30 protein-coding genes are annotated in these 26,193 nt (G+C 43.4%); 20 read left to right on the forward strand and 10 right to left on the reverse strand.

Annotation, left to right across the window (positions count from 1 at the left end; translation table 11 throughout):
• Window positions 1-95 precede the first annotated feature (95 nt).
• The 3 genes from AY607_RS03295 (at window position 96) to AY607_RS03305 (ending at window position 2,477) form a co-directional block, all read left to right on the forward strand.
• Window positions 96-764: a class I SAM-dependent methyltransferase gene (locus tag AY607_RS03295; protein ID WP_064095841.1), complete on the forward strand. Its 669-nt coding sequence runs from the start codon at window positions 96-98 to the stop codon at window positions 762-764.
• 62 nt (window positions 765-826) lie between these two features.
• Complete coding sequence (locus tag AY607_RS03300) at window positions 827-1,624, forward strand: thioesterase family protein (protein WP_064095842.1); 798 nt, start codon at window positions 827-829, stop codon at window positions 1,622-1,624.
• 82 nt (window positions 1,625-1,706) lie between these two features.
• Window positions 1,707-2,477, forward strand: coding sequence for a Rossmann-like and DUF2520 domain-containing protein (locus AY607_RS03305; RefSeq protein WP_064096161.1), 771 nt, complete (start codon window positions 1,707-1,709; stop codon window positions 2,475-2,477).
• 98 nt (window positions 2,478-2,575) lie between these two features.
• On the opposite strand, the gene trmB is transcribed toward AY607_RS03305, so the two are convergent.
• Window positions 2,576-3,292 carry a tRNA (guanosine(46)-N7)-methyltransferase TrmB gene (gene trmB, locus AY607_RS03310; protein ID WP_064095843.1) on the reverse strand — a complete coding sequence of 239 codons (717 nt, stop codon included), beginning with the start codon at window positions 3,290-3,292 and terminating at the stop codon, window positions 2,576-2,578.
• Window positions 3,293-3,443: 151 nt separating this feature from the next.
• Window positions 3,444-4,889, reverse strand: coding sequence for a SulP family inorganic anion transporter (locus tag AY607_RS03315; protein ID WP_064101773.1), 1,446 nt, complete (start codon window positions 4,887-4,889; stop codon window positions 3,444-3,446).
• A gap of 217 nt (window positions 4,890-5,106) precedes the next feature.
• Between AY607_RS03315 and AY607_RS03320 the strand changes: the two genes are divergently transcribed.
• A complete protein-coding gene (locus AY607_RS03320) occupies window positions 5,107-5,718 on the forward strand; it encodes a glutathione binding-like protein (protein ID WP_064095845.1) in 612 nt (203 codons plus the stop codon).
• Window positions 5,719-5,773: 55 nt separating this feature from the next.
• Here the strand turns inward: AY607_RS03320 and AY607_RS03325 are convergent, their stop codons facing one another.
• From AY607_RS03325 to AY607_RS03345, 5 genes are all read right to left on the reverse strand, one after another.
• Entirely contained in the window at window positions 5,774-6,556 is a 783-nt protein-coding gene (locus AY607_RS03325) for a thiazole synthase (protein WP_064095846.1), read from the reverse strand.
• 14 nt (window positions 6,557-6,570) lie between these two features.
• Window positions 6,571-6,768 (reverse strand): sulfur carrier protein ThiS, encoded by a 198-nt coding sequence (thiS, locus tag AY607_RS03330; RefSeq protein WP_064095847.1) that lies wholly within the window; start codon window positions 6,766-6,768, stop codon window positions 6,571-6,573.
• A 35-nt stretch (window positions 6,769-6,803) separates the two neighbouring features.
• Window positions 6,804-7,169 carry a DUF423 domain-containing protein gene (locus AY607_RS03335; protein ID WP_064095848.1) on the reverse strand — a complete coding sequence of 122 codons (366 nt, stop codon included), beginning with the start codon at window positions 7,167-7,169 and terminating at the stop codon, window positions 6,804-6,806.
• 119 nt (window positions 7,170-7,288) lie between these two features.
• The gene (rpoH, locus tag AY607_RS03340) at window positions 7,289-8,158 is read right to left on the reverse strand and encodes an RNA polymerase sigma factor RpoH (protein ID WP_064095849.1); all 870 of its coding nucleotides are present in this window, start codon (window positions 8,156-8,158) and stop codon (window positions 7,289-7,291) included.
• A gap of 137 nt (window positions 8,159-8,295) precedes the next feature.
• Entirely contained in the window at window positions 8,296-8,529 is a 234-nt protein-coding gene (locus AY607_RS03345; RefSeq protein ID WP_064095850.1) for a sulfurtransferase TusA family protein, read from the reverse strand.
• A gap of 383 nt (window positions 8,530-8,912) precedes the next feature.
• On the opposite strand from AY607_RS03345, the gene AY607_RS03350 reads away from it, so the two are divergent.
• Together AY607_RS03350 and rhlB are read left to right on the forward strand one after the other, a co-directional pair.
• Window positions 8,913-9,128, forward strand: a complete 216-nt coding sequence (locus AY607_RS03350) for a cold-shock protein (RefSeq protein WP_004280099.1) — start codon at window positions 8,913-8,915, stop codon at window positions 9,126-9,128.
• Window positions 9,129-9,229: 101 nt separating this feature from the next.
• Entirely contained in the window at window positions 9,230-10,381 is a 1,152-nt protein-coding gene (gene rhlB / locus AY607_RS03355; RefSeq protein WP_064095851.1) for an ATP-dependent RNA helicase RhlB, read from the forward strand.
• Between the two features lie 64 nt (window positions 10,382-10,445).
• Here rhlB and AY607_RS03360 read toward each other — a convergent pair whose 3' ends face one another.
• Window positions 10,446-10,826, reverse strand: coding sequence for a hypothetical protein (locus AY607_RS03360; RefSeq protein ID WP_081406353.1), 381 nt, complete (start codon window positions 10,824-10,826; stop codon window positions 10,446-10,448).
• Between the two features lie 260 nt (window positions 10,827-11,086).
• Between AY607_RS03360 and AY607_RS03365 the strand changes: the two genes are divergently transcribed.
• The 13 genes from AY607_RS03365 (at window position 11,087) to AY607_RS03425 (ending at window position 24,050) form a co-directional block, all read left to right on the forward strand.
• On the forward strand, window positions 11,087-11,668 hold the full coding sequence (locus AY607_RS03365; RefSeq protein ID WP_064095852.1) for a nitroreductase family protein: 582 nt from the start codon (window positions 11,087-11,089) through the stop codon (window positions 11,666-11,668).
• Between the two features lie 33 nt (window positions 11,669-11,701).
• Complete coding sequence (locus AY607_RS03370) at window positions 11,702-12,775, forward strand: NAD(P)H-dependent glycerol-3-phosphate dehydrogenase (protein WP_064095853.1); 1,074 nt, start codon at window positions 11,702-11,704, stop codon at window positions 12,773-12,775.
• Between the two features lie 76 nt (window positions 12,776-12,851).
• Window positions 12,852-13,307 carry a phosphohistidine phosphatase SixA gene (gene sixA / locus AY607_RS03375; RefSeq protein WP_064101774.1) on the forward strand — a complete coding sequence of 152 codons (456 nt, stop codon included), beginning with the start codon at window positions 12,852-12,854 and terminating at the stop codon, window positions 13,305-13,307.
• A gap of 29 nt (window positions 13,308-13,336) precedes the next feature.
• Window positions 13,337-14,476 carry a type II secretion system protein GspL gene (gene gspL / locus AY607_RS03380; RefSeq protein ID WP_064101775.1) on the forward strand — a complete coding sequence of 380 codons (1,140 nt, stop codon included), beginning with the start codon at window positions 13,337-13,339 and terminating at the stop codon, window positions 14,474-14,476.
• Window positions 14,476-14,955, forward strand: coding sequence for a type II secretion system protein GspM (gene gspM / locus AY607_RS03385; RefSeq protein ID WP_064101776.1), 480 nt, complete (start codon window positions 14,476-14,478; stop codon window positions 14,953-14,955). The genes gspL and gspM overlap by 1 nt, the downstream gene beginning before the upstream one ends.
• Before the next feature lie 90 nt (window positions 14,956-15,045).
• Window positions 15,046-16,047, forward strand: coding sequence for a quinone-dependent dihydroorotate dehydrogenase (locus tag AY607_RS03390; protein ID WP_064101777.1), 1,002 nt, complete (start codon window positions 15,046-15,048; stop codon window positions 16,045-16,047).
• 5 nt (window positions 16,048-16,052) lie between these two features.
• Entirely contained in the window at window positions 16,053-16,634 is a 582-nt protein-coding gene (locus AY607_RS03395) for a CvpA family protein (RefSeq protein WP_064095858.1), read from the forward strand.
• A gap of 24 nt (window positions 16,635-16,658) precedes the next feature.
• The gene (gene purF / locus AY607_RS03400; protein WP_064095859.1) at window positions 16,659-18,194 is read left to right on the forward strand and encodes an amidophosphoribosyltransferase; all 1,536 of its coding nucleotides are present in this window, start codon (window positions 16,659-16,661) and stop codon (window positions 18,192-18,194) included.
• Window positions 18,195-18,283: 89 nt separating this feature from the next.
• Window positions 18,284-20,173 (forward strand): M48 family metalloprotease, encoded by a 1,890-nt coding sequence (locus AY607_RS03405; protein WP_064095860.1) that lies wholly within the window; start codon window positions 18,284-18,286, stop codon window positions 20,171-20,173.
• Window positions 20,174-20,372: 199 nt separating this feature from the next.
• Window positions 20,373-21,038 carry a hypothetical protein gene (locus AY607_RS03410; RefSeq protein ID WP_064101778.1) on the forward strand — a complete coding sequence of 222 codons (666 nt, stop codon included), beginning with the start codon at window positions 20,373-20,375 and terminating at the stop codon, window positions 21,036-21,038.
• Window positions 21,039-21,060: 22 nt separating this feature from the next.
• Entirely contained in the window at window positions 21,061-22,026 is a 966-nt protein-coding gene (locus tag AY607_RS03415) for a 2-hydroxyacid dehydrogenase (protein ID WP_064095862.1), read from the forward strand.
• A gap of 115 nt (window positions 22,027-22,141) precedes the next feature.
• On the forward strand, window positions 22,142-23,584 hold the full coding sequence (locus AY607_RS03420) for a M48 family metalloprotease (protein ID WP_205630795.1): 1,443 nt from the start codon (window positions 22,142-22,144) through the stop codon (window positions 23,582-23,584).
• Window positions 23,585-23,690: 106 nt separating this feature from the next.
• On the forward strand, window positions 23,691-24,050 hold the full coding sequence (locus AY607_RS03425) for a hypothetical protein (RefSeq protein ID WP_064095863.1): 360 nt from the start codon (window positions 23,691-23,693) through the stop codon (window positions 24,048-24,050).
• Between the two features lie 78 nt (window positions 24,051-24,128).
• Here the strand turns inward: AY607_RS03425 and AY607_RS03430 are convergent, their stop codons facing one another.
• Window positions 24,129-24,575 carry a GatB/YqeY domain-containing protein gene (locus AY607_RS03430; RefSeq protein ID WP_064095864.1) on the reverse strand — a complete coding sequence of 149 codons (447 nt, stop codon included), beginning with the start codon at window positions 24,573-24,575 and terminating at the stop codon, window positions 24,129-24,131.
• Window positions 24,576-24,608: 33 nt separating this feature from the next.
• Window positions 24,609-24,824 carry a 30S ribosomal protein S21 gene (gene rpsU / locus AY607_RS03435; protein ID WP_001136722.1) on the reverse strand — a complete coding sequence of 72 codons (216 nt, stop codon included), beginning with the start codon at window positions 24,822-24,824 and terminating at the stop codon, window positions 24,609-24,611.
• A 146-nt stretch (window positions 24,825-24,970) separates the two neighbouring features.
• On the opposite strand from rpsU, the gene tsaD reads away from it, so the two are divergent.
• Window positions 24,971-25,987 (forward strand): tRNA (adenosine(37)-N6)-threonylcarbamoyltransferase complex transferase subunit TsaD, encoded by a 1,017-nt coding sequence (gene tsaD, locus AY607_RS03440; RefSeq protein ID WP_064095865.1) that lies wholly within the window; start codon window positions 24,971-24,973, stop codon window positions 25,985-25,987.
• Window positions 25,988-26,193 lie beyond the last annotated feature (206 nt).

Raw genomic sequence — 26,193 nt, forward strand, 5'->3', positions numbered from 1 at the left:
AACAGCAAATAAGATCAAGCTACAAGATTTAAATATTCAATCTATTTAAAGACCCGCCTGAGTTTTAGATTCATGCATAGATTTAGAGTAAAAATATGGCAAAAAACTTTCACAGTGAAGTCGTCGTCGCCAGTTATGACGATCACATCCGTAAACTGATTCCCGGTTATGAACTGGTGCATCAGCAGATTGAAGCGATTCTCAGCACTGAACTCCCGGAAACCGCCCATATTTTAGTAGTGGGCTGCGGGACGGGTTATGAACTGTCGTATTTATTGCAGCGTTATCCAGACTGGACCTTTACTGCAATTGATCCATCAGCAGCTATGCTGGAACAGACTAGTAGAAATCTGAATTCTGTAGATCGACAAAGGGTGCAACTTATCCAAAGCACAATTCAAGATTTGAATCAGCCAGATACGTTTGATGCTGCATTAGCCATTCTGGTGGCACATTTCATTCCAAATTCCGAAAAAAACGGATTCTTTCAGGCTATCCATCAGAGTCTTAAAACCAATGGTCTTGCATTGACCTATGATCTGATGCAACCCGAAGATCAGCAAGACATCAAAATTATGCAGAAGCTGGCACAACAGACAGGGTTAAGCGTAGTGCAAAGTAACAAGATGATTGAACGCTTGGAGCAGGATTTTCACTTGGTATCTGCGCAAAATTTTACAGTACTTTTAACCAAAGTCGGATTTAAACAGTGCAAAATTTATTGTCAAATCATGAATTATCATGGCTTTTTGCTCAGAAAATAAAGATTAAAGAACTTTTTGTAAACTCTAAAGTTTAAGTGAATATTCAGGGAAGTATTAAAACAATGTGGGCATATTACAGTTTTATCCAGCGCGAACAGCATGCAGATGGCAGTACTACAGCTTATTACCGTTCAAATATTCATGCGCAAGGTGCATGGAATCCGCATGAGCAGCACATGGCACCAGCCACTGGTATTCTATGCGTCGAACTGGAACAGTTTCAGCCACGTGCTGACATGCGTATTGGTCGGGTCGGGCTGGATATTTTTGGCCTGATAGCCTTTGGTGAATTTTCAATTACCACACGCATGATCCGCCCGGGTAAAACCATCGAGCTGGTTGAAGCTGAAATGTGTGCCAATGGTAAAACCTGTATCGTGGCACGCGCGTGGAGAATGCTAACTTCAGATACCAAGGCCATTGCCGGAGTGGAAGACTTTCCGATCGAAAGTCCAGATTATTTACCGGTTTGGGAGGGCATGCGCTGCTGGCCGGGTGGTTATATCCAGAGTGTTGAAACCCGTGCGCATGCTGACCATCGTGCAGGCAAGGGCATTGTCTGGCTGAGAAATTCGCTAGACATGGTAGAAGGCCAACCGACGACAGACTTTAGCCGTTTACTTGGTATGGTCGATACAGCCAATGGCATTGTGCCACGTCAGGATCCGAATTCCGGTTGGGGATTTCCGAATCTGGACCTGCAGATTCATATGCACCGTCTGCCGCAGGGTAAATGGCTAGGACTGGAAGTGGTGCAGCAATATGGTGGAGATGGTATCGGTTTGACCAGCGGAATTCTGCATGATGTTCATGGGCCTTTTGGTCGAAGTGAACAGATTCTGACCCTGCGAAAGTTTTAAAGTCTATTCGAAACATCAAGGCCAATTGCCTCAATCTTTATTTATTGGCATGCTGTGCGTAATTTATCAGGAAGAACAGCAGATGCGGATCAGTATGATTGGGGCAGGGCGAGTGGCATACCATCTTGCCCTTGTATTGTCAGCACACCATGAGATCGTACAGATCTACAGTCGAACCCTAGAAAAAGCACAACAACTGGCTGAGCAATTTAAAGCTCAAGCAATCGCTCGGCCTGAACAGCTAGATCATGAGGTAGATCTGGTCATTATCGCGGTAAGTGATCAGTCGATTACCAACGTCATTGAACAGATTCATCCGTATCTGCAGCAGAATCTGATCGTACATACCTCTGGCAGTACCCATCTCGATTTACTGAAAAATGTGCATACGCGTGCAGGCGTATTTTATCCTTTACAGACTTTTAGTCTGGAACACCAGATTAATTGGCAGCAGACGCCACTGTTTATTGAAGCGGTGAATGAACAGGACCAAATCCTGTTATTAGAACTGGCAAATAGCCTAAGTAATCGTGTTTATACTTATAATTCTAGTCAACGTCTCAGTTTGCATCTTGCAGCGGTATTTGCCTGTAATTTTGCCAATTATTGTTATGACATGGCCAAGCAGGTGGTTGATGTACAACAGGTCGATTTCAGTTTGCTGTATCCCTTGATGCTGGAAACCGCCAGTAAAGCCACTCAGAATGATCCTAAACAAATGCAGACTGGTCCAGCGATGCGTGGTGATCAGAATATCTTGAATATGCATCAGCAGATGTTGGCCAATATGCAACGAGAAGATTTGCAAAATGTCTATCAGCTGTTGAGCCAGCAGATACTCAGGCGTCATTAGGAATGAAGAATCTGATGATTTATCTGCGGAGCAGGGTTCAAAGCCAAATTTTTCCCATAAAAAAGCGCTGATTAATCAGCGCTTTTTTGAATCTTGGATTAAGAAATTTTCTTGAAGATAAAATCATTAATCTTGTGACCGGCTTCAATGCCGCGACGTTCAAACTTGGTTTGTGGACGCCATTCCGGACGAGGGTAGCTGTTGCCTTTGCCCGCCAGATTTTCCAGTCGTGGACGTTCTTCCAATACTTCAATCATCCATTCAGCATACGGCTCCCAGTCCGTTGCAGCATGGAAAGTTCCGCCAAGCTCCAGCTTTTGCTCCACCAGTGGCATACGCTCATGTGAAACAAAGCGGCGTTTAAAATGACGCTTTTTCTGCCATGGATCAGGGAAGTATAACTGAACTGCATTAATACTATTATCTGGCATTTCACGTAATACCTGAATTGCATCCGCATCTAGCACACGTAAATTAGTCAAGCCTTCAACACCTGCTTCATACACGCACTGGGCAATACCCGGTACATGGACTTCAATTCCGACAAAGTTTCGCTCAGGATTGGCTTTGGCCATCAATACCAGTGAACGGCCCATACCAAAACCGATTTCTACAGTCAAAGGACGTTGAGGATGTTCAAAGTGCTGACGCAAATCACCGACTGGATATTCCAAAATTAAGTGACCATATTGTTCAAGCGCAGTACGTTGGGAGGTGTTTAGCGGCATTGAGCGGCGCATAAACGTCACGATTTCACGGTGCTCGCTTAAGTTTTCCAGCTCCACGACTTGCTGGTCTAATTGATCGTTCGACATAACTTTGGCAAATCTAAAAATTCAGAATGCGGTATTTTAAGTCCTGAGCCGAGCAAGTCAAACTTTTCTCGGTATTTCTCCATAAAAATCGGCAAGATCTTCCAGATAAAGTAAAAGAGCCAATCGAGGCTCTTTTATTAATCATCGTTCATCAGCTACTAAAACGGTCAATCAGTGTACTGCTGGCTTCATTTAAACCGATTACCCTTACATCTATACCTTGGGCTTTAAACTTCTGAATCACGTTATTCAGCATATTGACCGAAGTCACGTCCCAGACATGCGCATGGGTCAGATCCAGTTCCACATGCTCAAGCTTTTCTTTAAAATCAAAGAACTGATAGAATTTTTCTGTACTGCTAAAGAAAATTTGTCCAGAAATAACATAGCTACGTGAATTGGCTGCATTTAAATGCGTATAGACATGTACGGTTCTTTCCAGTTTATTAATAAAGAACAGGGCAGAGAGCAATACGCCGACAAATACACCAAGCGCCAGATTATGAGTGGCAAGCACGACAATAATCACGGCAATCATCACGGTATTGAATTCTAGCGGATGTTTGCTGAATTGCTTGATTGCTCCCCATTGAAAGGTGGTAAATGCCACCATAATCATGATCGCAACCAGTGCTGCCATTGGGATATAAGCCAGCCAGTCTTTCAAAAAAACCACGAGACAGAGCAGAAACACACCAGCGACCAGAGTCGATAAACGGGTACGTGCCCCTGAAGACACATTGATAATTGACTGGCCGATCATGGCACACCCGGCCATCCCACCCATAAAGCCGCTGACAATATTGGCCATACCCTGACCACGACATTCTTGATGACGGTCACCTTCAGTTCTGGTCACTTCATCAATGACCGTAGTGGTCATCATGCTTTCCAGCAAACCGACAGTTGCCAAGGTAAAGGAATAAGGTAGGATAATTTGCAAGGTTTCCAGATTGAGTGGAATTTCTGGAATCAGGAATACCGGCAAGGTATCCGGGAATTGTCCCAGATCGCTCACGGTACGCATATCTGCACCCAACAACAGCGCCAGCCCACTTAAGACGATAATACAGATCAAAGGCGAGGGAATGGCTTTACCAATTTTAGGGATATAAGGAAACAGATAAATAATTGCCAGACCAATCGCAATAAACAGATAACCGGTGCTCTCCATCTGCTTAATTTCCGGGATTTGTGCCACAAATATCAGGATCGCCAAGGCATTCAAAAATCCGTATACCACCGCCTGCGATACAAAACGCATTAATTTAGCGACTTTAAAATAACCGGCAATGACCTGAATGATGCCGGTCAGAATTGTGGCAGCCAGCAGATATTGCAGACCATGTTCTTTTACCAAGGTAATCATCAAAAGCGCCATTGCGCCTGTAGCTGCGGAAATCATGGCAGGACGGCCGCCAAAAAAAGCAATGGATACCGCTATACAGAAAGAGGCATATAAACCGACTTGCGGATCGACACCGGCAATGGCAGAGAAGGCGATTGATTCAGGAATCAGGGCAAGTCCCACCACCAGACCTGCCAGTACATCTGTGCGGATATTGGAAAACCATTCTTCTTTTTTCAGGCTAATCACGGAATATCATCTATATTTTGAAAACCTGTGTATGTTAAACAGATAGAGATAAAAATCTACACAAGATTGACTTGCAAAAGCCCGGAATATCCTGAATATTGAATGAGTAACTGTCCTCAAATGACAGTTAGGCTTTTTTGCAATTTACAGGTTTGATCACTTGAAAGTTTGTTAGAAGCGATTTAAAACATTGAGAAGTGTATAACAAGGATCAGAAATGAAGCTTTACTATTCGCCAGGGGCATGCTCACTGGCAGCTCATATTATTTTAAATGAAATTAATGTCGATTTTGATTTGGAACGTGTTGATTTAAAAACACATAAAACAGAAAAAGGTACGGATTATTACGAAGTTAATCCTAAAGGTTATGTACCAGCGTTAGAAATTAACCCTGGTCTGATCCTGACAGAAAATGTTGCAATTCTACCGTTTCTTGCTCAACACGATCCAAAACAAGATCTGATTCCACCATCGGGCATGGGACGTGCCAAAGTGCTGGAATGGTTAGGTTATCTGAATTCGGAATTGCATGATGCCTATGCGGTGTTCTTTGGTGACAAGTTATCTGAGGATGAAAAGAAAAAAGCCTATACGGAGATTGATCGTCTATTGAGTTATATCGATAAAGCGATTGGTGAATCGGAAAATGATTATCTGGTGGATGATAACTTTGGTCCTGCGGATGCTTATCTGTTTGTCTTGACCAACTGGTCGAACCAGATTGAGCATGATCTGAGTCCATATAAAAATATTATTCATATCCGTAATAAAGTGGCAGAACGTCAGTCTGTACAGATTGCCATGCGTGATGAAGGTCTGATTCCTTAATTACTGGAAAAAAATAAAGGACTCAATCGAGTCCTTTATTTTTGTTTATGAAAATTTATTTAAAGAAATAGCCGGTTTCCGGCGAGCTGGCATTGGCCATACGTTTACGTGGCATACGGCCTGCAAGAAAAGCTTCTCGGCCTGCTTCAACGGCTTTTTTCATCGCAGATGCCATCAATACCGGATTTTGTGCAGCTGCAATCGCTGTATTCATGAGTACACCATCACAACCCAGTTCCATCGCAATCGCGGCATCACTTGCTGTACCGACACCGGCATCGACCAGAACCGGCACTTTGGCATTTTCCTTGATGATTGACAGGGTGTGTGGATTTAAAATACCAAGACCTGAACCGATCAGGCTACCCAATGGCATAATCGCGACACAGCCCATGCTTTCCAGTTCTTGCGCCACGATCGGATCATCCGAGGTATAGACCATGATCTCAAAACCATCGTCAATCAAGGTGCGAGCAGCTTTTAGTGTTTCGGTCACGTTTGGATAAAGTGTTTTTTCATCACCCAATACTTCCAGTTTGACCAGATTATGGCCATCGAGCAGCTCACGCGCCAGCATACAGGTGCGGACGGCACTATTGGCATCGAAGCAACCTGCAGTATTCGGCAAAATGGTATATTTTTCCGGAGAAATCACTGATAGCAGATTCGGCTGGTCAGGATCTTGGCCAATATTGACCCGGCGAATAGCGACAGTGACAATCTCTGCACCACTGGTTTCAATGGCCTGCTGGGTTTCATTTAAATCTTTGTATTTGCCTGTGCCTACCAAAAGGCGTGACTGGAATTGGCGTGAACCAATCTGTAATAAATCTTGCATAATTGTCCCGAGTATTAGCCGCCACCGACTGCGTGAATAATTTCGATTTTGTCTGTATCGCAAATCGGCGTATCGCCCAATCTGCTTTTAGGAATAATCATTTCGTTGATTTCAACTGCAAAACGCTTACCCTCAAGCGCCATACTCTGAATCAGTTCCAGCAGATTCTTGCAGTGAGTTTCCTGTTGTTCGCCATTGATGTAAATCACCATTCTAGCAACCCTCCATGATTAAGTGTTGTTCAGATTTATCTGGCGTATTTTAAAGCATTCCAGGCCAGAATTAACCATCCGGCAATCATTAAAGCACCGCCAATAGGTGTAATCACCCCTAAACCGCGGGGTAATCCTAAGGCCATGATATACAGTGAGCCAGAAAACAGTAAAATACCAACCTGAATCAGTCCGAAGCTCCACTGAATCGGTAGTGCAGGAATGACTTTCGCGAGCAGAGAAAGAATCAGTAGTCCTAAGGCATGATAGAAAAAATAATCTGTTGCCGTTTGCCACCAGCCGAGCTGTACCTCAGTTGCACGTGCTTTTAAACCATGTGCACCAAAAGCACCGAGCATGACTGCCAGGGCCAGATTGAGTGCTGAAATCGCAATCCACATTTGAATTGATCTTCCTGATAAAGTTTGCACTTAACCTTAGCATAAATTCAAAATGCGGACATAAAAAAGCCTTCCTGAAGGAAGGCTTTTTAAAAATAAATCAGTAACAGAATTTGGTGTTAATTGGATGACATTGCTACTTTAATTTTTTCCATGGCATTTTTTTCCAGCTGACGAATACGTTCCGCAGAAACATTATATTCGGCTGCAAGCTCATGCAGGGTCGATTTCTCGTCGTCTAACCAACGGCGTTGCAGAATATTCCGTGAACGATCATCCAGCTGGTCCATGGCTTCGTGCAGGGCAGAAGTACTTTGTTCTTCATAGTCTTCATTTTCAATCAGACGAGCCGGATCATAGCGGTTGTCTTCAAGATACAACGCTGGTGCTACATGGGTGGAACCTTCATCGTCGTCATCACTTGATGCATCAAAAGCAGCATCATATGCTGTCAGACGGCCTTCCATTTCCAGTACTTGTTCTGGAGTAACATTTAAGTCATTCGCAATTGACTGGGCTTCTTCGAGCGTCAACTTTTTCGATGATTTTTTCAGGCTACGCAGATTAAAAAACAGTTTGCGCTGTGCTTTAGTAGTGGCGATTTTTACAATACGCCAGTTACGGATCACGTATTCATGAATTTCTGCCTTGATCCAGTGCACGGCAAATGATACTAGACGTACGCCCATATTCGGGTCAAAACGTTTCACAGCTTTCATTAGACCCAGGTTACCTTCCTGGATCAGGTCGCCTTGTGGCAAACCGTAACCTGCGTAACTACGTGCGATATGCACCACAAAACGCAAGTGCGACATGACCAGCATTTTCGCTGCGTCTAAATCTTGGTCATAGTAATAGCGTTCAGCCAACTCTTTTTCTTGTTCGGCTGTTAAAATCGGAATCTGATTGACAGTGCTGATATAAGCACCGAGGTTGACACCTGGCGCCGATAATGACAGGGGCATCAACTGATTGCGGCTGTCACTCATGTGTTCTCCTTGAAGTGCGGGGATAACCCTAAACTAGGTTTTATCTTAATCCAATCTCTCCTCAAATAATGGATATTTGGGTAGAGAAATGTAAATAAGTATACGGAAGCAGAGACCAACAGTTTAATTGAAAATTTTTAAGATTCAATCAAGTAGTGAAACTCTGTATCGGAAATTTTTTTAAATTCAAGCTTGAGCTGATGCAACTGGCAATAACGGCTGATATCAATCTGACTATGCGGATCAGATGATTTGAGCAGGAATGTTGTATGCTTTCCAGCCTTTAATGCCCGCTTTAACATTAATAATGGCATCGGGCACGGTTTTCCCATGGCATCTATAAGGTTGAAATGCGCTGAATCTTCAAACATTAGGGTTTTATTTCGTCAACAGAAAAGGCTATAAATAGTAGCAAATTTGATGCCAGAACCAAACTAATTAAAATACAATGAATAGGTAAATGAATTTATAAAGTCTTTTGACAATTTTCATTAAAAAAATAACTAAATCAAACAGAACATGCTAAAAAAAATCTATTAATTGTGATAAACCCATGTTAAGCTCGTTGCGTATTTGGGACTTTGAATAAACAAAGTGATTGTTTTTCACCCTATTACATAAATGGATGTAACCGGGATTTTGTTGATAGTTTTACAGAATGATTACAAGCTTAAAAATAATATTTTCAAACTTGTTTGCTCTGCTGTTTGCAACACCGGGTGGTCCTTTTTTTAGTTTCAATGAGGATTAACTTATGACAGCTGCTCGCGAACAAGGTGTAGTTAAGTGGTTTAACGATACTAAAGGCTTCGGCTTTATTCAACGTAACGGCGGTGATGACGTATTTGTTCATTTCCGTGCTATCCAAGGTGACGGTCACCGTTCACTTCGTGACGGCCAACGTGTTGAATTCAGTGTTGTTAAAGGTCAAAAAGGCTTTCAAGCTGAAGAAGTTCAACCATTAGACTAATCTTCGGATTAAGCTAAAAAGAAAACGCTCCAATATAATTTGGGGCGTTTTTTGTTTATACTACTTCTATCTTAGTGATTACCCAATTAGAGCACCGCTTTATGTCATCTGGTTTTGAAACCTTAAATTTACATCCCGATTTAAAAAAAGCGATTGATGCTTTAGGCTTTACCCACATGACGCCTATCCAGCAGAAGGTTTTAAAATTCACGCTGGCAGGACATGATGCAATTGGCCGTGCACAGACAGGTACAGGTAAAACTGCGGCCTTTTTAATTAGTATCATGAACGATCTGTTAAATAATCCGATTCAGGAACAACGTTATCGTGGTGAGCCGCGTGCCCTGATTCTGGCACCGACCCGTGAACTGGCATTGCAGATCGAAAGCGATGCACAGCACCTGGCGAAATATGCGGGTTTACATGTAGTGACCTTGCTGGGTGGTGTGGATTTTGACAAGCAAAAAAATCAACTGAATAAAGCACCTGTTGATATCTTGGTCGCAACACCAGGTCGTTTGATCGACTTTATTGAGCAAAAAGAAGTCTGGCTTGATCAAATTGAATTTTTAGTCATTGATGAAGCAGACCGTCTACTGGATATGGGTTTCATTCCATCGGTTAAACGGATTGTACGTTTCTCGCCACGTAAAGAGCAGCGTCAGACTTTAATGTTCTCTGCAACATTTAGCTATGATGTGTTAAATCTTGCGCAGCAATGGCTGTTTGAACCGGTTACGGTTGAGATTGAGCCAGAAAAGAAAACCAATGCTGATGTCGAGCAACGGGTTTATATGGTGGCAAAATCAGATAAATATAAACTATTGCAAGAAATTCTGCGTGATGAACCGATTGAGAAAGTCATGATTTTCGCTAACCGTCGGGATCAGGTACGTAAACTTTATGATCATTTAAAACGGGATGGTTATAAGGTGGTGATGTTGTCTGGTGAAATCGCGCAAGATAAACGCACGAAAATGTTAGATCAATTTAAAAATGGTCAGCATAATATTATGATTGCGACGGATGTGGCAGGACGTGGTATCCATGTAGATAACGTATCTCATGTGGTGAACTTTACTTTGCCAGAACAGTCAGATGATTATGTACATCGTATTGGTCGTACAGGCCGTGCCGGTGCGCAAGGTGTAAGTATCAGTTTCTTGTCTGAAGATGATGCGTTTTATCTTCCGGAAATTGAAAAAGCCATTGGGCAAAAATTGCCTTTGACCCGTCTGGAAGGTTACTGTTAATTAATCCAAGCCATTAAAAACCGCTCTCAGAGCGGTTTTTTTATTACATGCCTCACAGGAAAGTCTATTTGGCCTGACAGCGGAATGTGAGCACGGTTTGATAGTCATCATTCTGGTTTAAACCGGTGTTGGTGCCTGCGATATTACCAAGGACGGTAGCTGCTGCCTGAATCATTTGTCCTGTTTGCTCATCGACCACACCTTTTAATGCGCCATTATAAGCTGTCTGTTCATCTATAATAATTGGAGTTGATCTGGAGCCACAGGCTTTATTGGCCGCAGTAATCGCATTGTTTTTCGAGGTCAGTTGATTTTTACCTAATCCGGTCACCTCATACTGGTTATTTTCCTTTTGAACGGCCAAGGCAGTCGGGTTTGATGCACAGGCAGTAAGCAGTAATGCGGAAATAGCCAATCCGCTGAAAGTGATTGTTTTTTTCATCATGAGATCTCGAGTAAATAGGATGCTAATCATTTCAACATAGCAAGCAGCTTAGATTTTGTAGCTGTTGTATAGGTTTGGCAATTTTTAGTATATATCTATGTGGTTTAGGTGAAATACCGAGCAGTAAACGATTGAGAAATGATGGGGCTGCATTTTTGAAGACGTTGCAAGCTTGTGTAATTGCTATGAAGTTTCTAGCGTATTTTTCTTTGAATATGCTAATCTTGAGTATGGTTTTTTAAGTATAGATCTACAGGGTAATGACAGAATCTGCGATTGATATCGTTCATCAAAATATTCACCAACGGCAATCGATTGGTCATCTGCTGGCACCGGCACCCAATGCAGAACAGCTGGAAAAAGCCTTTCAGGCAGCATTAACTGCACCCGATCATCATCGACTCAAGCCTACCACATTTGTCGTGATTCCTGATGATCAACGTGAAGCCTTTGGAGAATTGCTGTCGCAGGCGCTCATCGATTTGGGTGAAACTGAAACAGCGCAGATTGAGCGGGTCAAGAATCACCCGTTTCGCGCTCCTTTGTTAGTACTTGCTTTAACCCGATTGCAGGATCATCCTAAAGTTCCCTATTTTGAACAAATTCTCAGTTCGGGCGCAGCCATTCAGAATTTTCTGCTATCACTTCAGGTTCAGGGTTTCTCAACCATGTGGCGTAGCGGCGCTGTAGTCGAGTCTGATCTGTTTAAGCAGGCATTGGGAATTTCAAAAGATGATTTGGTATCGGGTATTATTTATATTGGTACTGCAGCAAAGGCCATTCCCCCGCGTGCAGAGATTCAAACCAGTGATTTTGTAAGTTACTGGAATCAGAACAACTAGTTTGTAGGGCATAACAGGATATTAAAAAATAAGATGTCAGAATTAAATTTTTCAGAACTGGTAGAACCGGTTGCGGTTAATCATAAGACAGCTTTAAGAGTAACAGTATTGGGTGGGGGAAGTTTTGGTACTGCAATGGCCAATACTGCAGTGCGTAACGGCTGTAATACCATGATCTGGATTCGTGATGAAGCAGCCGCGGCGGATATTAATGCGACCCATATCAATAAACGCTATTTGCCAGATTTTCAGTTGGAAAAAGATCTGCTGGCGGTTTCAGATCTGGAACAGGCAGTACGCAATCGCGATATTATTTTAGTGGCGATTCCAAGTCATTCTTTCCGGGAAGTCCTGCAGCAAATTAAACCTTTTATTACCTCGCAGGCAGTAATCTCCCTGACCAAAGGGATTGAAGCACTGACCTTCAGCTTTATGAGTGATATTATTCGTGAGGAATTGCCGGAGGTGCCTTATGGGGTGTTATCGGGACCTAATCTGGCAAAAGAAATCGTAGCAGGTCAGCCGGCAGGAACCGTGATTGCCAGTCATTCTGAACTGGTACGTTATGCAGTACAGCAAGCCCTGCATAGTGCATTGTTCCGTGTGTTTGCCAGTGATGATGTGCATGGGGTGGAACTTGGCGGCGCATTAAAAAATATCTATGCAGTAGCGATGGGTATGGCAGCAGCGTACAACGTGGGTGAAAATACTAAGAGTATGATCCTGACCCGTGCTTTGGCTGAAATGAGCCGTTTTGCGGTAAGGCTCGGTGCCAATCCGCTGACATTCCTTGGACTTTCCGGTGTGGGTGATTTATTTGCAACGTGTAACAGCCCGCTTAGCCGTAATTATCAGGTGGGTTATGCACTTGGCAAAGGCAAGACTCTAGAGCAGGCAACAACTGAATTAGGCCAAACTGCCGAGGGAATCAATACTATTGTACAAGTCAAGGCACGTTCTGAAGATCTGGGTGTGTATATGCCTATTACTTCTGCCTTGTATGATGTAATTTTCGAAGGTGCACCGCCGCTCAATATTGCCTTGTCTCTGATGAAAAACGGTCATCGCAGTGATGTCGAATTTGTCTTGCCACACCATCAAGTCTGATCTATAACACAAGGACTGTCTGCGAAATGTCATATCCGCTGTATATCATGCAGGCATACGAATATAAGGAAATGAAATGCAACTGACTTTAGTTAGACATGGCGAGGCAGCCCCACCGGTAAATGGTAATGACACTAAACGTCCGCTGACGGAGCGTGGTCATCAGCAGGCTGAGCAAACTGCACAGTTCTTAAAGGAGCAGATTAGGCCCGATGTATTTGTGGTCAGTCCTTTATTGCGTGCTCAGGAAACTCTGGCACATTTGCAGCAGTATTTTAAAGATGTGCCGGTAGTGATCTGCAATACAATTAAACCCGATGATGATGCCAGAGTTGCAGTAGAATGGCTGTCGCAACTTCCGTATGAGTCGATTGTAGTGGTATGCCATATGAACGTTGTGGCCCATATGTCTTCCATTCTGCTGGCTGAATCTTTTCATCCCTATGCCTTGGCAGAGGCGCGTATGTATGATCAGACAGTGATTGCACCTGGTTTATCCACACAGATAAAAAGTTTTATTCCTACCCTATAAAAATTAATTAGAACGGCAGAACAAAATCAATGTTGTATTTATGGATGCCAGAAGCCAATGGAGTTTGGCAATGGTCAACTGGGGAATTCTGGAATGCTGCTGCCACACTTGAGCAGCTGATTCAGGATATACAGGCTCATCATGGTGAGGACGCGGTGGTGTTTTTTCCGAGCCGTCATGTGCAAATTTTGCAGCAGACCTTGCCCAAGAGCCAATATAAGAAAATGGGCAATGATGGCATTAAATATTTGCTTGAAGAATATGTGGTGCTGCCGGTAGATGCCATGAAAGTGCTGCATCATTTTCAGCAGCCGGATCAGATTACTATTATGGGCATTGCAAATTCTACTCTGGAGACTCTGCAGCACTCTCTCAGCCTGATTCCAGTCAAGCTGGCAGCGTTATTGCCGGATTTTTTAGTGCTGCCGGCTCCTGAAACCAATCAGCGTGTAATTGCCCAAATCGGTGGGCGTCTGCTGGTGCGCGAATCAGAATATATGGGTCAGTCGCTGGATGATCTGAGCCTTTATCTGGATTATCAGCCTAAGGATATCCGCTATAAGGTCAGCAACCTGAATCAGGAGCAGTTGCGCAGTCTTGAAGCCCTGGTTACGCAGGAGCAACTGGAGTCTTTTCAATATAGCATTCCAGTGTTGAAGAAACCGAAACAGCATCCTTTTAATGTGTTACCTAAAGCAAAATCCGATGGCACTATTTCCGGTTACTGGAAAGCCTGCGCTGCGGTTTTTCTGGGTATTTTGGTATTGCAGTTTAGTTATGATGCGGTACGCTGGTATCAATATAAAAAAGTGGCAAATCAGACGGCTGCACAGGCTATTGATCAGTTTAAATACTGGTTTGGGCAAAATTATCCGGTTACTGAGCAGAATATCAAAAGTCAGTTTGAAGCGCAGTTGCGCCAAAGTCAGATTGCAGACACGCATGCATTGCAGCTTATTGGTCGGGTAGGGCCAGTCTTGATGCAGAATCAGATTGTGGCACAACGGGTAAATTATGATACTTCTGTGCTGAGTATGGAGCTTAAGGCCAGTTCATCAGAAAGATTGAATGCACTGACCGAGCAATTGGGCCAGCAAGGCTTAAAGGTGGAGCTGGGGAATATTCAGGCCGGTGGAGCTGACGCGATCGGAATAGTGAGGATCCAATAATGAAAGCGATTGAAACACTACAACATCGTATGGATCAGTCTTTTGAAAGACTGAGTGATTATCTGGACAGCCTTTCGGCACGTGAACGGATCTTGGTGATATTTACCACTATTTTTGTAATAGTGGCTGCGGTCAGTTCTGCACTCTGGTACATGCATCAGGCGGCTAACAACCAGCAAAAGCGTTTGAATCAGCTGAAGGATACTATTGTCTGGATGCAAAGTAATGCAGTGACCATGAAACCGGCTGGAGACATACAATTGGAAGCTGCGGAGAAAGTACAACGGGTCGCACAGCAACAAGGGCTGTCTGTGGCTTCCCAGCAAATAGAAGAAAAAATTCAATTGGCGGTCATGCATGAAAATTATGCAGTACTGGCAAACTTCCTGACCCAACTGGCACAAATGGGGCTAAGTATCGAGAAAATGGAACTAAATAATGAAGCAGGACAGATTAAATTAACAGCGACCATACAGTAAACGGTAAAAATAAAGATTTGCAAAGCATGGTTTTTTTGTCTACCTATGCCTATAATATGCCGACTTAAAAAGCAGTAGACTTTTCTGGATATGTTGTATTCTCTAGCCCGCCCTTTGTTGTTTTCTTTAGCACCAGAGCGTGCACATGAGCTGACATTATCACTATTGAAATCATCCCATAAAATGGGCTTGATGCGTCAAAATGTTGCTGCGAAACCTGTGACCTGTATGGGAATCGAATTTCCCAATCCGGTGGGTCTTGCAGCAGGTTTAGACAAAAATGGTGCCTATATTGATGCCCTTGCCAGCCAAGGTTTTGGTTTTATTGAAATTGGTACCATTACCCCGCGCCCGCAAGCCGGCAATCCTCATCCACGTCTGTTTCGTTTACCACAGGCCAAAGCCATTATTAACCGTATGGGCTTTAACAATGATGGTGTGGATCAGTTGGTCGAAAATGTCAAAGTGGCCAAATTTAAAGGCATTCTCGGTATTAATATCGGTAAAAACGCTGACACTCCGGTAGAAAAAGCAGTAGATGATTACCTTATCTGTTTAGAAAAAGTCTATAATTATGCTTCTTATATTACCGTCAACATTTCTTCTCCCAATACCAAAAATCTGCGCAGCCTGCAAAGTGGTGACGCACTCACCGAACTGCTAGAAACATTGAAGAACCGTCAGCTTGAATTGGCTCAGGAATACCAGCATTATGTACCTTTGGTACTCAAAGTGGCGCCTGATCTGGATAACAGCGATATTGCCTTTATTGCCAAGCAGTTATTGCGGTTCAAGATTGATGGCCTGATCGTGACCAATACCACGCTGTCACGTGAAGGCGTAGAGGGTTTGGAGCATGCAGAGGAAGCGGGCGGTTTGTCTGGCGCGCCAGTATTTGAGAAAAGTACCGCATGTCTGGCTGCATTTGCTGCGGTATTAAAAGGACAAATCCCATTGATTGGTGTGGGTGGTATTCTTTCGGGTGCAGATGCTGCTGCCAAGAAACACGCAGGTGCCAGCCTTGTACAAATTTATAGTGGCCTCATCTATACTGGCCCTAAACTTGTAAAAGATTGTGTAGACGCACTTTAAATCCTATGAATGCCATTGATATCTTTCTACTGATTATCTTGCTCATTGGAGGGCTCAACGGTTTGCGTCAAGGATTTATTAAAGCCTTTGCGAACTTAGTGGGATGGATCTTTGCCCTGATTATTGCGGCAAAATATTCAACACTACTTGCGCCGTCTATGGTTGCTCTGAGTACAGATCCAGTCGTACAAAAGATTGCGGCCTTCGCTTTTATCGTCCTGCTGATTGTAGTTCTGACCTGGATCGTTACTGCACTGTTGAACCGTATTTTAAAGAGTCTCAAGCTGGGTCCCCTCAACCGTCTGGCAGGTGGTGTCTTTGGTAGCCTGAAAGGTCTGCTGATTGTGCTGATTACCATGCAGGGTATCGGCCCTTGGGTAGAAAGCTCACCACACTGGAAGCAGTCCAAGTTTATTCAAGCCTTATTGCCTTATGCGCCTTGGGCAACTCAAATGTCGAAAGAAGCCGCGAATGGCGCACTACAACATATCAAGTCTGAAGGGGCATCGAAACCTTCAGCTTCATCATCTGAAACATCGTCCAAGTCTGGAGCTGCAGATGAGTCTACAAATAATCCTTTTTATTAATCCTAGCTTGTCTGCGAGGTTGCTATGTGTGGAGTAGTTGGTATAGCTGGTAAATCACCCGTTAACCAAATGTTGTTTGATGCATTAACGATGTTACAACATCGTGGACAAGATGCAGCTGGGATCGTGACATGTGATGAAGGACGTTTATTCCTGCGAAAAGACAATGGTATGGTGCGTGATGTATTCCACACCCGTCATATGCGTGCCTTGAAAGGAAATTACGGTATTGGTCATGTGCGTTATCCAACAGCCGGTTCATCGAGTAGTGCAGAAGCACAGCCGTTTTATGTGAACTCGCCGTACGGGATTACCTTGGCACATAATGGTAACCTGACCAATGCCGAAGAAATTCATGATGACCTGTTCAAAACTGACTTGCGTCATATGAACACCGATTCTGATTCAGAAGTGCTATTAAACGTGTTTGCGCATGAATTGCAAAAACACGGCAAACTGGTACCGACGTCGGAAGATATTTTCCATGCGGTGACGCGTGTGCATGAGCGTTGCAAAGGTGCTTATGGTGTGGTGGCGATGATTACCGGTCAGGGTCTGGTGGGCTTCCGTGATCCAAACGGTATTCGTCCATTGATCTACGGTTCACGTGAAACGGAACAGGGCATGGAGTATATTATTGCTTCTGAGTCTGTTGCGATTACTGCGCTGGGCTTTAAGGTTGAGCGTGATATTCTGCCAGGTGAAGCAGTATTTATTGATTTAGAAGGTAACTTCTTTACCAAGCAATGTGCCGTAAATGCTGAATATCGTCCTTGTATTTTTGAATATGTTTATTTTGCCCGTCCGGATGCCATTATTGATGGTATCTCAGTGTATAAAGCACGTTTAAAAATGGGTGAGAAACTGGCGCAAAAAATTCTGCGTGAGTGGGGCGATGAGCATGATATTGATGTGGTGATTCCGATTCCGGATACTTCACGTACTTCAGCGCTCGAACTTGCCAATATGCTGGGCGTAAAATTCCGTGAAGGTTTCATGAAAAACCGTTACATCGGTCGTACCTTCATTATGCCTGGACAGCAGCTGCGTAAAAAATCGGTACGCCAGAAACTCAACCCGGTTGAGCTTGAGTTTAAAGGTAAGAATGTACTGTTGGTAGATGATTCTATTGTACGTGGTACAACCTGTAATGAAATTATCCAGATGGCTCGTGATTCTGGTGCGAAGAAAGTATTCTTTGCTTCTGCAGCCCCAATGGTTAAATATCCGAACGTTTACGGTATTGATATGCCAGCGAAATCAGAGCTGATTGCATCAGAACGTAGTGTGGAAGAAATCCGAGAAATTATTGGTGCTGACCGTCTGATTTTCCAAGATCTGGAAGATTTGAAAGATGCAGTAAGAACTAACAAAGTGCCGGATGTTAAGGATTTTGACTGTTCAGTCTTTGACGGGATCTATGTGTCGGGTGGTATTGATGCGCAATATCTGGATGATCTGCAACAAAAACGTAGTGACAGTGCCATGAAAGAAAGCAATTATATTGATGTCAATATTGATGCAGCCTCAGTGGATTTGACTGGCGTACGCGAAGTTTAAACACTTAAAATCATCATGAAAAAGCGGGAATTTCCCGCTTTTTTGTTTTATGATGAACCCATTGAAAATCATCATTTTAGGGTTCTGCATTGCGAAACGTAGGATACGATTTTATAAAAAACAAAAATATAGTACTACCTGTAAGTTTTTGCCTGATTGCAATTCTGTTGACTATTTTTATTATTAATACCGTTGTTGGCCTATTTATTTTTTATGCTGATCCTAACCAGTCGATTTTCTGGCATACGCTGAGTCCTTATCTGATTGCTGTCCTGTTATGTGTCATGATGACCTCGGTCATCTATGAATTTTATATTTTTCGCAATGGCGGTTATTCATTGGCGAAGCAGATGAGTGCGCGCCGTCTCAGTCCGATGGACAGTATTCCCGAAGAAAGTACTGCACTGCACATTAACCAGCAACTGGCAGAGACTTTTCGGATTGAAATTCCCGCGGTATATGTATTACCTGATGAAGTTGGTGTCAATGCGTTAACAGCAGGTTTTATCCCACGTGATACTGCTATTATCCTGACCTGGGGGGCAATACAAACACTGGATAAAGTTGAGCTGTATGGGTTGCTTAGTCACGAATTCAATAAAATCCTGTCTGGTGAGACTGCGGAAAATACCCGCCTGAAAATTCTGTATAGCAGTTTAACCACTTTTAGTCAGTGGGGCAGTAAAATTGCTAAATCCGGTTTTAATCGAACCGGTACGCTACGGGAAAGCAAGTTTGAAACCCTGTATGTGGCAGTTGGGGCGGTGATCTGGCTGATTGGTAGTCTGGGTGTGTTGATTTCCCGTTTTATTAAATATATTTCCCTGGGTGGCCGGACTTATAAGAATGACCAGAAGACCCGGCGCTTGCTACAAAATGATGCCAATATCCAGACTTTGCTCAGAATTCATGTGCATCATTCCGGTTCGCAGATTTATAGTGAATATGCCGAATCGATTTCGCATATGTGTTTTGCCAACTCTTTGAGTCCGCAAAACTGGCTCAACATTCATCCCAATATCAATCAGCGCATTTATGAATTAAATCCTGCCCTGATTCAGGATTTACAGCTTGAAAACCTGAAAAAACTGAAGAATCAGCCTTTATTCAGTTTGTTTCGCTCTCTGGAAGAGGTGGTACCTGAAACTACAGTGAGCTGGAGTTCACCCCAACCTTTGCCATTGCTGCGGCTGTCTCCGATCAGTTTTGCGATTAAAGATGCAATCAAGCCATTGAATCCGGAACTTCGGCTCAAGATGCCACGTCCGGAGCTGATTGAACGTGCATTACAGACGGCGACAGGTTCCCGGGAAGTGATGGTCGCAATTTTAATGATTCGTCAATATCGTGAATTTATTCCCACTGAGGCTGAGGTCAGTCGCGCCATTGTAGATTCGTTGCTTAACCTGGATGGGCGGGTACATATTTCGATTTTCCAGCAAGCCTGTAAGAATATTGGTGGCATGCCGACGACTGTTGCACGCCAGTTTCTGATGAAGCTGGCACGGATTATTCAGGAAGATGGTGAAATTGGTCTGCTGGATGCCTTGTTGTTGGAATGTGTGAAATATGAGTTAAATTTGCTCCCTGCACATATTCCTACTGCTCTCGATGAGGTCAAGCCGCAAATCGTTCGTTTGATCGATGCCTTGCTACATGTGCAGCAGATTAATAGCGGTAATCAACTTGAGGTGCGGGAACGGATTCTAAACCGGATCTTGACCACTCGTGAACTGGATTTATACAATGAAATTTCAGATGAGCCGATTGATCTTGCTGAAATCCTGAATGATATTGCGGGGCTTTTATTACGCGATCGTCTCAGTATTTTAGGCATTGCAGAAGCCTGCTTATGGAGCGACCGTATCGTAACTCAGGATGAGCTGGATGTGATGGAACTGTTGTACTGGCGCCTAGGTTTCGAAGGTGGGGAAGTTATTCAGCAAATGTTAAAGAAAAACAGTTTAACCATTATGTAAAAAACAAGATGAGCACACGGTTCGAATCTGAATTTGTTATTACAGTGATGGTTTAATTGTATATTGAAAATTCAATATTGAGTGTACTGATAAACTTTGTACGAGAATTTATCAGGATAAAAAGAAAAACTGAAAAAGTTCGGCAAAGTGGGGACAATACGGCTAAAATGTTCAGCCTGAAATTGGTGATGATGAAAAGATGATTGGGCATCAGCGTGACATACTGGCAACATTAGGAATCGATCTCTGGATTCCTAGGGACAGCGCATGTCAGCCGCATCAGGTCTCGATCTGGCGTGATCAGGCTGAACCTGAATTTCACACCGAGATTGTCTTGTCTCAGCCTCATCCGGTCGAGGCGCTGGTGGAGTTACCGATTCCTGAACCAGAGTCGCTCGACACGTTTAAGATTGATACCTCGCCTACATTACCTGAAGTTTTAACTGTTCAGGAACCTGAAGTTTTAACTGTTCAGGAACCTCGTGAAAGTGTACAAATTCCGCCATTCAGTTTACAGGCTTTAAGTTTGGCACATTGCAGTGTTGTGATTGATGCAACTGAAATGACTGAAGCTACCCTAAATTTATGGGCAAATATCCAGCGCGCAGTTTCGGGTGATTTTTATGAGCTGAACTGGCCATTTCCTTGGGCTAATGTCCAGGATGGACGTGGTGTGGAATCCTATATTCAAGGATTTCTGGATGGGATGAGTACAGAGAAACATATTATTTTCCTCGGAACGGTAGCGCATATTTCAAATATCAAAGCAATCCAGTTAGCGTCCCTGCAAGAGATGCTGGATCAGCCGATTTTAAAAAAACGTTTATGGCAGTTTATGCAAAATAGGTCTGCCCGTCTGGAATAATTCTGCTGTGGAATAAAAATAGATGAAACAAAAAGTGGTTGTATTTAGTCAAATTGATGCTGATATTCAAAACAGGCTCGAACAAAATTATCAGGTGAGCTATATACAACCGAAGCTGGGTGATGTGAATCAACAGCTTTTGCAGCAGGTTCGGGATACCGATGGCATGATTGGTGCAGGGCGTTTGCTGAATTGCGATAATCTGGCCAGTGCTACCCGATTGAAAATTATCTCCAGTGTCAGTGTTGGTTATGACAACTATGATCTGGATTATTTAAATGAAAGAAAAATCTATCTGAGTCATACACCGCATGTGCTGACCGAAACTACAGCTGATCTTGCTTTTACTTTACTGATGTCAGCGGCACGCAAAGTGGCTTATCTGGATCAATGGACCAAGCAGGGGCAATGGCAGCGTACTGTGGGTGAAGCACAATTTGGTGTGGATATTTTTGGAAAAACCCTGGGAATTATTGGTCTGGGCCATATTGGGGCTGCGATCGCACGCCGTGGTTTTTACGGTTTTAATATGAATGTGCTCTACTATAATCGCAGGGAAAAACCGGAAATTGCGCAAGGCTTCAATGCACAATATTGCCAGCTCGATGAGCTGTTACAGCGTGCTGACTTTGTGGTCGTTGCAGTAGATTTGAATGCTGATTCCAAGGCGCTGATTGCAGCAGCGGAATTTGCAAAAATGCAACCGCATACAGTATTGGTTAATATTTCACGTGGCCCGGTTGTTGATGAACAGGCATTAATTGAAGCTTTAAAAGCCAAGCAGATTTTTGCTGCAGGTCTGGATGTCTATCAGAAAGAACCGCTAAAAGAATCAGAATTATTCCATTTGGATAATGTCGTTACCTTACCGCATGTGGGTTCGGCTACCGCCGCCACCCGTAAAAAAATGGCAGAACTGGCTTATCAGAACTTGGTTGATGCCTTGGAGGGGCGAGTACCTCGTTATGTAGTCAATCCGGAATTTTAAAATGCCATTAAATGTAGTTTAAACGATATTAAAAAATAACATTTTCTTGCGTCTCTGCGCATAGTTCGATGCTATATTCAAAACAAATTAGGTTGGCAGGATTAGAGATTTTTCATTGAAACGATTGATGCTGGCATGTAGCTTAAGTCTGTGTATGGTGACAGGGCATGGCTCTACCCATGATTTTAATCAAGCAAATGTACAATTTTCTGTGCCCGATATTGGCACAGGCGTGGGCTTGCTCGATCAGCAAAAAGAAAAAATGATCGGTGAGAAAGTTTATCGTGAAGTGCATAAGAAAATGCCTGTCTTGCAAAATCCATGGCTGGAAGATCAACTTTTATCAGTATTTTCACATATTCTGAGTCAGACCCAGTTACAACAGCCTATCGGTTTGCTGGTAATCAATGATCCGCAAATTAATGCCTTTGCTGTGCCGGGCGGGCTCTTTGCACTGAATGCAGGTCTGATAAATTCCGCCCGAAATATGGATGAAGTGGCAGGGGTGATGGCGCATGAAATTGCACATGTCACACAACGTCATTACAGTCGCTCCCAAGATGCCTTTAAGGGACAAGGTTTATTGGCGCTAGCGGGAATTTTGGTGGGTGCTTTGGTGGCTTCTCAAGCAGATGGTGATGTGGGGGCGGCGGTTATGATGGGGTCGCAGGCAGCCCTTCTGGATAAACAGCTCACCTATAGTCGTAATCAGGAGCGTGAAGCAGACCGGATCGGGATGCAGTATATGTACCGTTCCGGCTATAACCCACATAGCATGGCAGACTTCTTTGAGGTTATGCATCGCTCTAGCAGTCGGTTAAGCTTTCTGCCAGATTTCTGGTTCACGCATCCACTCACCACTGAACGGATGAGCGAGGCACGTTTACGTGCCAACCAGCTTCCCGCAGTGAAACGCAATCTCAATGATCAAGACTTTGAGGTTATCAAGTGGTATAGCAGGGTATTGTCCCGTCAGACGGATGCAGAGCAGCTGGTGTTGATGGACCAGCGAAATAATTTTGCGGGTCAGCTTGCCTTGACAGCTTATCAAATACAGCAGGGTGATTTTCAAGCCGCACAGATTTCGCTGGATCGGGCAAAAAAGCATAACCAGATGCATCCTTTGCAGGTTTTGTTGCAGGCTGATATTTATTTAGCCCAGAATCAGCTTGATCAAGCTTTGAGAAGTGTGGCTTCAGCAGCACGAATCATGCCGGAGAATCGCGCACTTAATTATAAATATGCAGAAGTTCTGATTCGTGCCCGGCAACCCGATCAGGCAAAAGCTTTAGTGCAGCGATTTCTAAATGCCAATCCACGCGATGTCAATGGCTGGCGACTGATGCAAGTGGCTGCCAATGCAGAGCCAGATTCAGCGATCAAGGCTGCCAATGTACTCCGCTATCGTGCAGAAGTAGAGTACTGGTCAGGATATGAAGAAACCGCGATCAAATCATTATTGCATGCCCAGCGTAGCGTGAAGAATAATCAGTCCTTGTCCTCAACCATTCGTCAGCGTCTGAAACAGATGCAACAGGAGCATCAATATAAAATTTAACCATGAGCTGGATTTCAAATTTTTGTATCGGAATGATATAGCATGGTTGTCTTGAATCAAGCTACAATCTTTTTTGAAGATAGTATGTATCAGTTTGAAGCATTGTATGAAAAGAATATTATTAGGCGTATGTCTACTGGGCTGGAATTATGGGGTTTTTGCTGCAAGTGCAGTTGAATATGTAGCAGCAGTAGAACAAATTAATGCCGATTATAAAAAAGAATCACGGCAATTTTTAAGCAGTTTGAATCCGCAGCAGCAAGGATTTAGTCCTGAGCAAAATGCAAAATTTTGTGGGATTGTAGGGCGCTATGTCGATCGCCTGTATCAGGCTGCTGACCAGAATCGTACTTATCTGGATCGTCAGTTTCAAAATATGACTAAACAGGATGTAATTAGAGAAGTGAAGTTATCTAAAGAGATGCAACTACTTAAGCGTTATCATGTAGATTGTAATTTGCAATAAAAAATAAGAACATGCTAAGAACTGTCCAGGAAAAGGGCAGTTCAACGCAAAAAATAGATTTAAATTTAAAATGGGAAATTAAGCAAGTTTTGCTTTAATTTTGGCAGAAACTTGTGCAGGATCGGCGCGCCCGGCTATGAGCGGACGCAGAGAATTCATCACCTTACCCATATCTTTCATGCTAGTAGCTTGTTGCGCTTCAATCGTTTGCGCAATCAGGGAATCAAGTTCTTCCTCAGTCATAGCTTCTGGTAGAAATTGAGAGAGAACCTCAACTTCGGCTTGTTCCTTACTAGCTAAATCTTCTCGACCAGCACCTTCAAAGGCTTTGATCGATTCTTTACGTTGTTTAATTTGCTTTTCAATGACCGCAAGAACCTGAGCGTCGTCAAGTTCTTTGCGCTCATCGACTTCGATTTGCTTAATTGCTGCCTGTAGACTACGAATGACCGTCAACTTCGGCATATCCTTGGCACGCATGGTGGCTTTCAATACGTCAGTAATCTGGTTTTTTAAAGTAGTCATTATTTATTCCAAGCAGTCAATCACAAATTAATCTTAGTAAAGGCGAGTAGTACGTACTGATTCACGCGCCAATTTCTTTTGGTAGCGTTTAACAGCAGCAGCTTTTTTGCGCTTACGTTCTTGAGTTGGTTTTTCGTAGAATTCGCGCTTACGTACGTCAGCTAGAACGCCCGCTTTTTCGCATGAACGTTTGAAACGACGGATAGCTACGTCTACTGGTTCGCCTTCTTTCAATTTAACTTGTGGCATGAAGAATCCTCATTAAGTTATGGATAAGATCAGGGCCGAATTGCCCCAGATCACAAGTGAAGGTCAGTATTTTACTCATTTACATCTCATACCACAAGCCTATAATAGTTGCTGCAATAGATTTGATACAGGTTATAGGCAGTTTAATGATCGTTTTAGGCTTGGAAACGTCGTGTGATGAAACAGGGCTTGCACTTTATGACAGCGAGTTGGGGTTACGCGGACAGGTGCTTTATAGTCAAATTAAACTGCATGCAGAATATGGCGGTGTGGTTCCAGAATTGGCATCACGTGATCATGTACGTAAATTAATCCCCCTTATTAATGAGCTGCTCGAACAAAGTGGCGTGAAAAAATCAGAAATTGATGCTGTCGCTTATACGCGTGGTCCAGGTCTGATGGGTGCGCTAATGACAGGTGCACTGTTTGGTCGTACTTTGGCCTTTGCACTGAATAAACCGGCGATTGGTGTGCATCATATGGAAGGTCATATGCTGGCACCTTTGTTGTCAGAAACTCCGCCGGAATTTCCATTTGTGGCACTTCTGGTTTCTGGCGGTCACTCACAGCTTATGGCAGCGTACGGTATTGGGCAGTATGAATTGCTGGGTGAATCGATTGATGATGCTGCCGGTGAAGCCTTTGATAAAGTCGCAAAAATGATGGGTCTGCCATATCCGGGCGGTCCGAATATATCCAAACTGGCGGAGCAGGGTGATCCGAATGCATTTGCATTCCCGCGACCAATGCTGCATCAAGGTCTGGAATTTTCATTTAGCGGTTTAAAAACGGCTGTTTCTGTACAAATGAAGAAACTGGGTGATGAAAACCGCGATGCTGACATTGCAGCCAGTTTCCAGGAAGCAATTGTTGATACTTTGGTAAAAAAGTCGGTGAAAGCACTGAAGCAAACGGGGCTTAAACGTCTGGTGATTGCCGGTGGTGTCAGTGCCAATAAACGTTTACGTGAGCGTTTAGAAGCAGATTTAGCCAAGATCCGTGCATCTGTTTATTATGCAGAACCGGCTTTATGTACCGACAACGGTGCCATGATTGCCTTTGCCGGTTATCAACGTTTAAAAGCAGGCCAGCAAGATGGTTTGGCCGTGACCACAACACCACGCTGGCCGATGACGGAATTGACTAATCCGACAGAGGCATAGATTTCAGCCAAAAAAAGGAAGAGGTTTGGGCCTCTTTCTTTTTAATGTAACTTTTTAAATGAGAACTTAATAGAAACGAGATGCTGTGAATATCTGTATTTATTTATAACTTTATTTAAAACTCAAATATTCTATTGAAACTTGAAAATCGTTTAATAGCTTCGGTTTAAATCATGCAGCTTTTATAAGTTTGCAGCAGAGATTGC

The sequence above is a fragment of the Acinetobacter sp. SFA genome (genome assembly GCF_001647535.1).
Lineage (GTDB): Bacteria > Pseudomonadota > Gammaproteobacteria > Pseudomonadales > Moraxellaceae > Acinetobacter > Acinetobacter pecorum.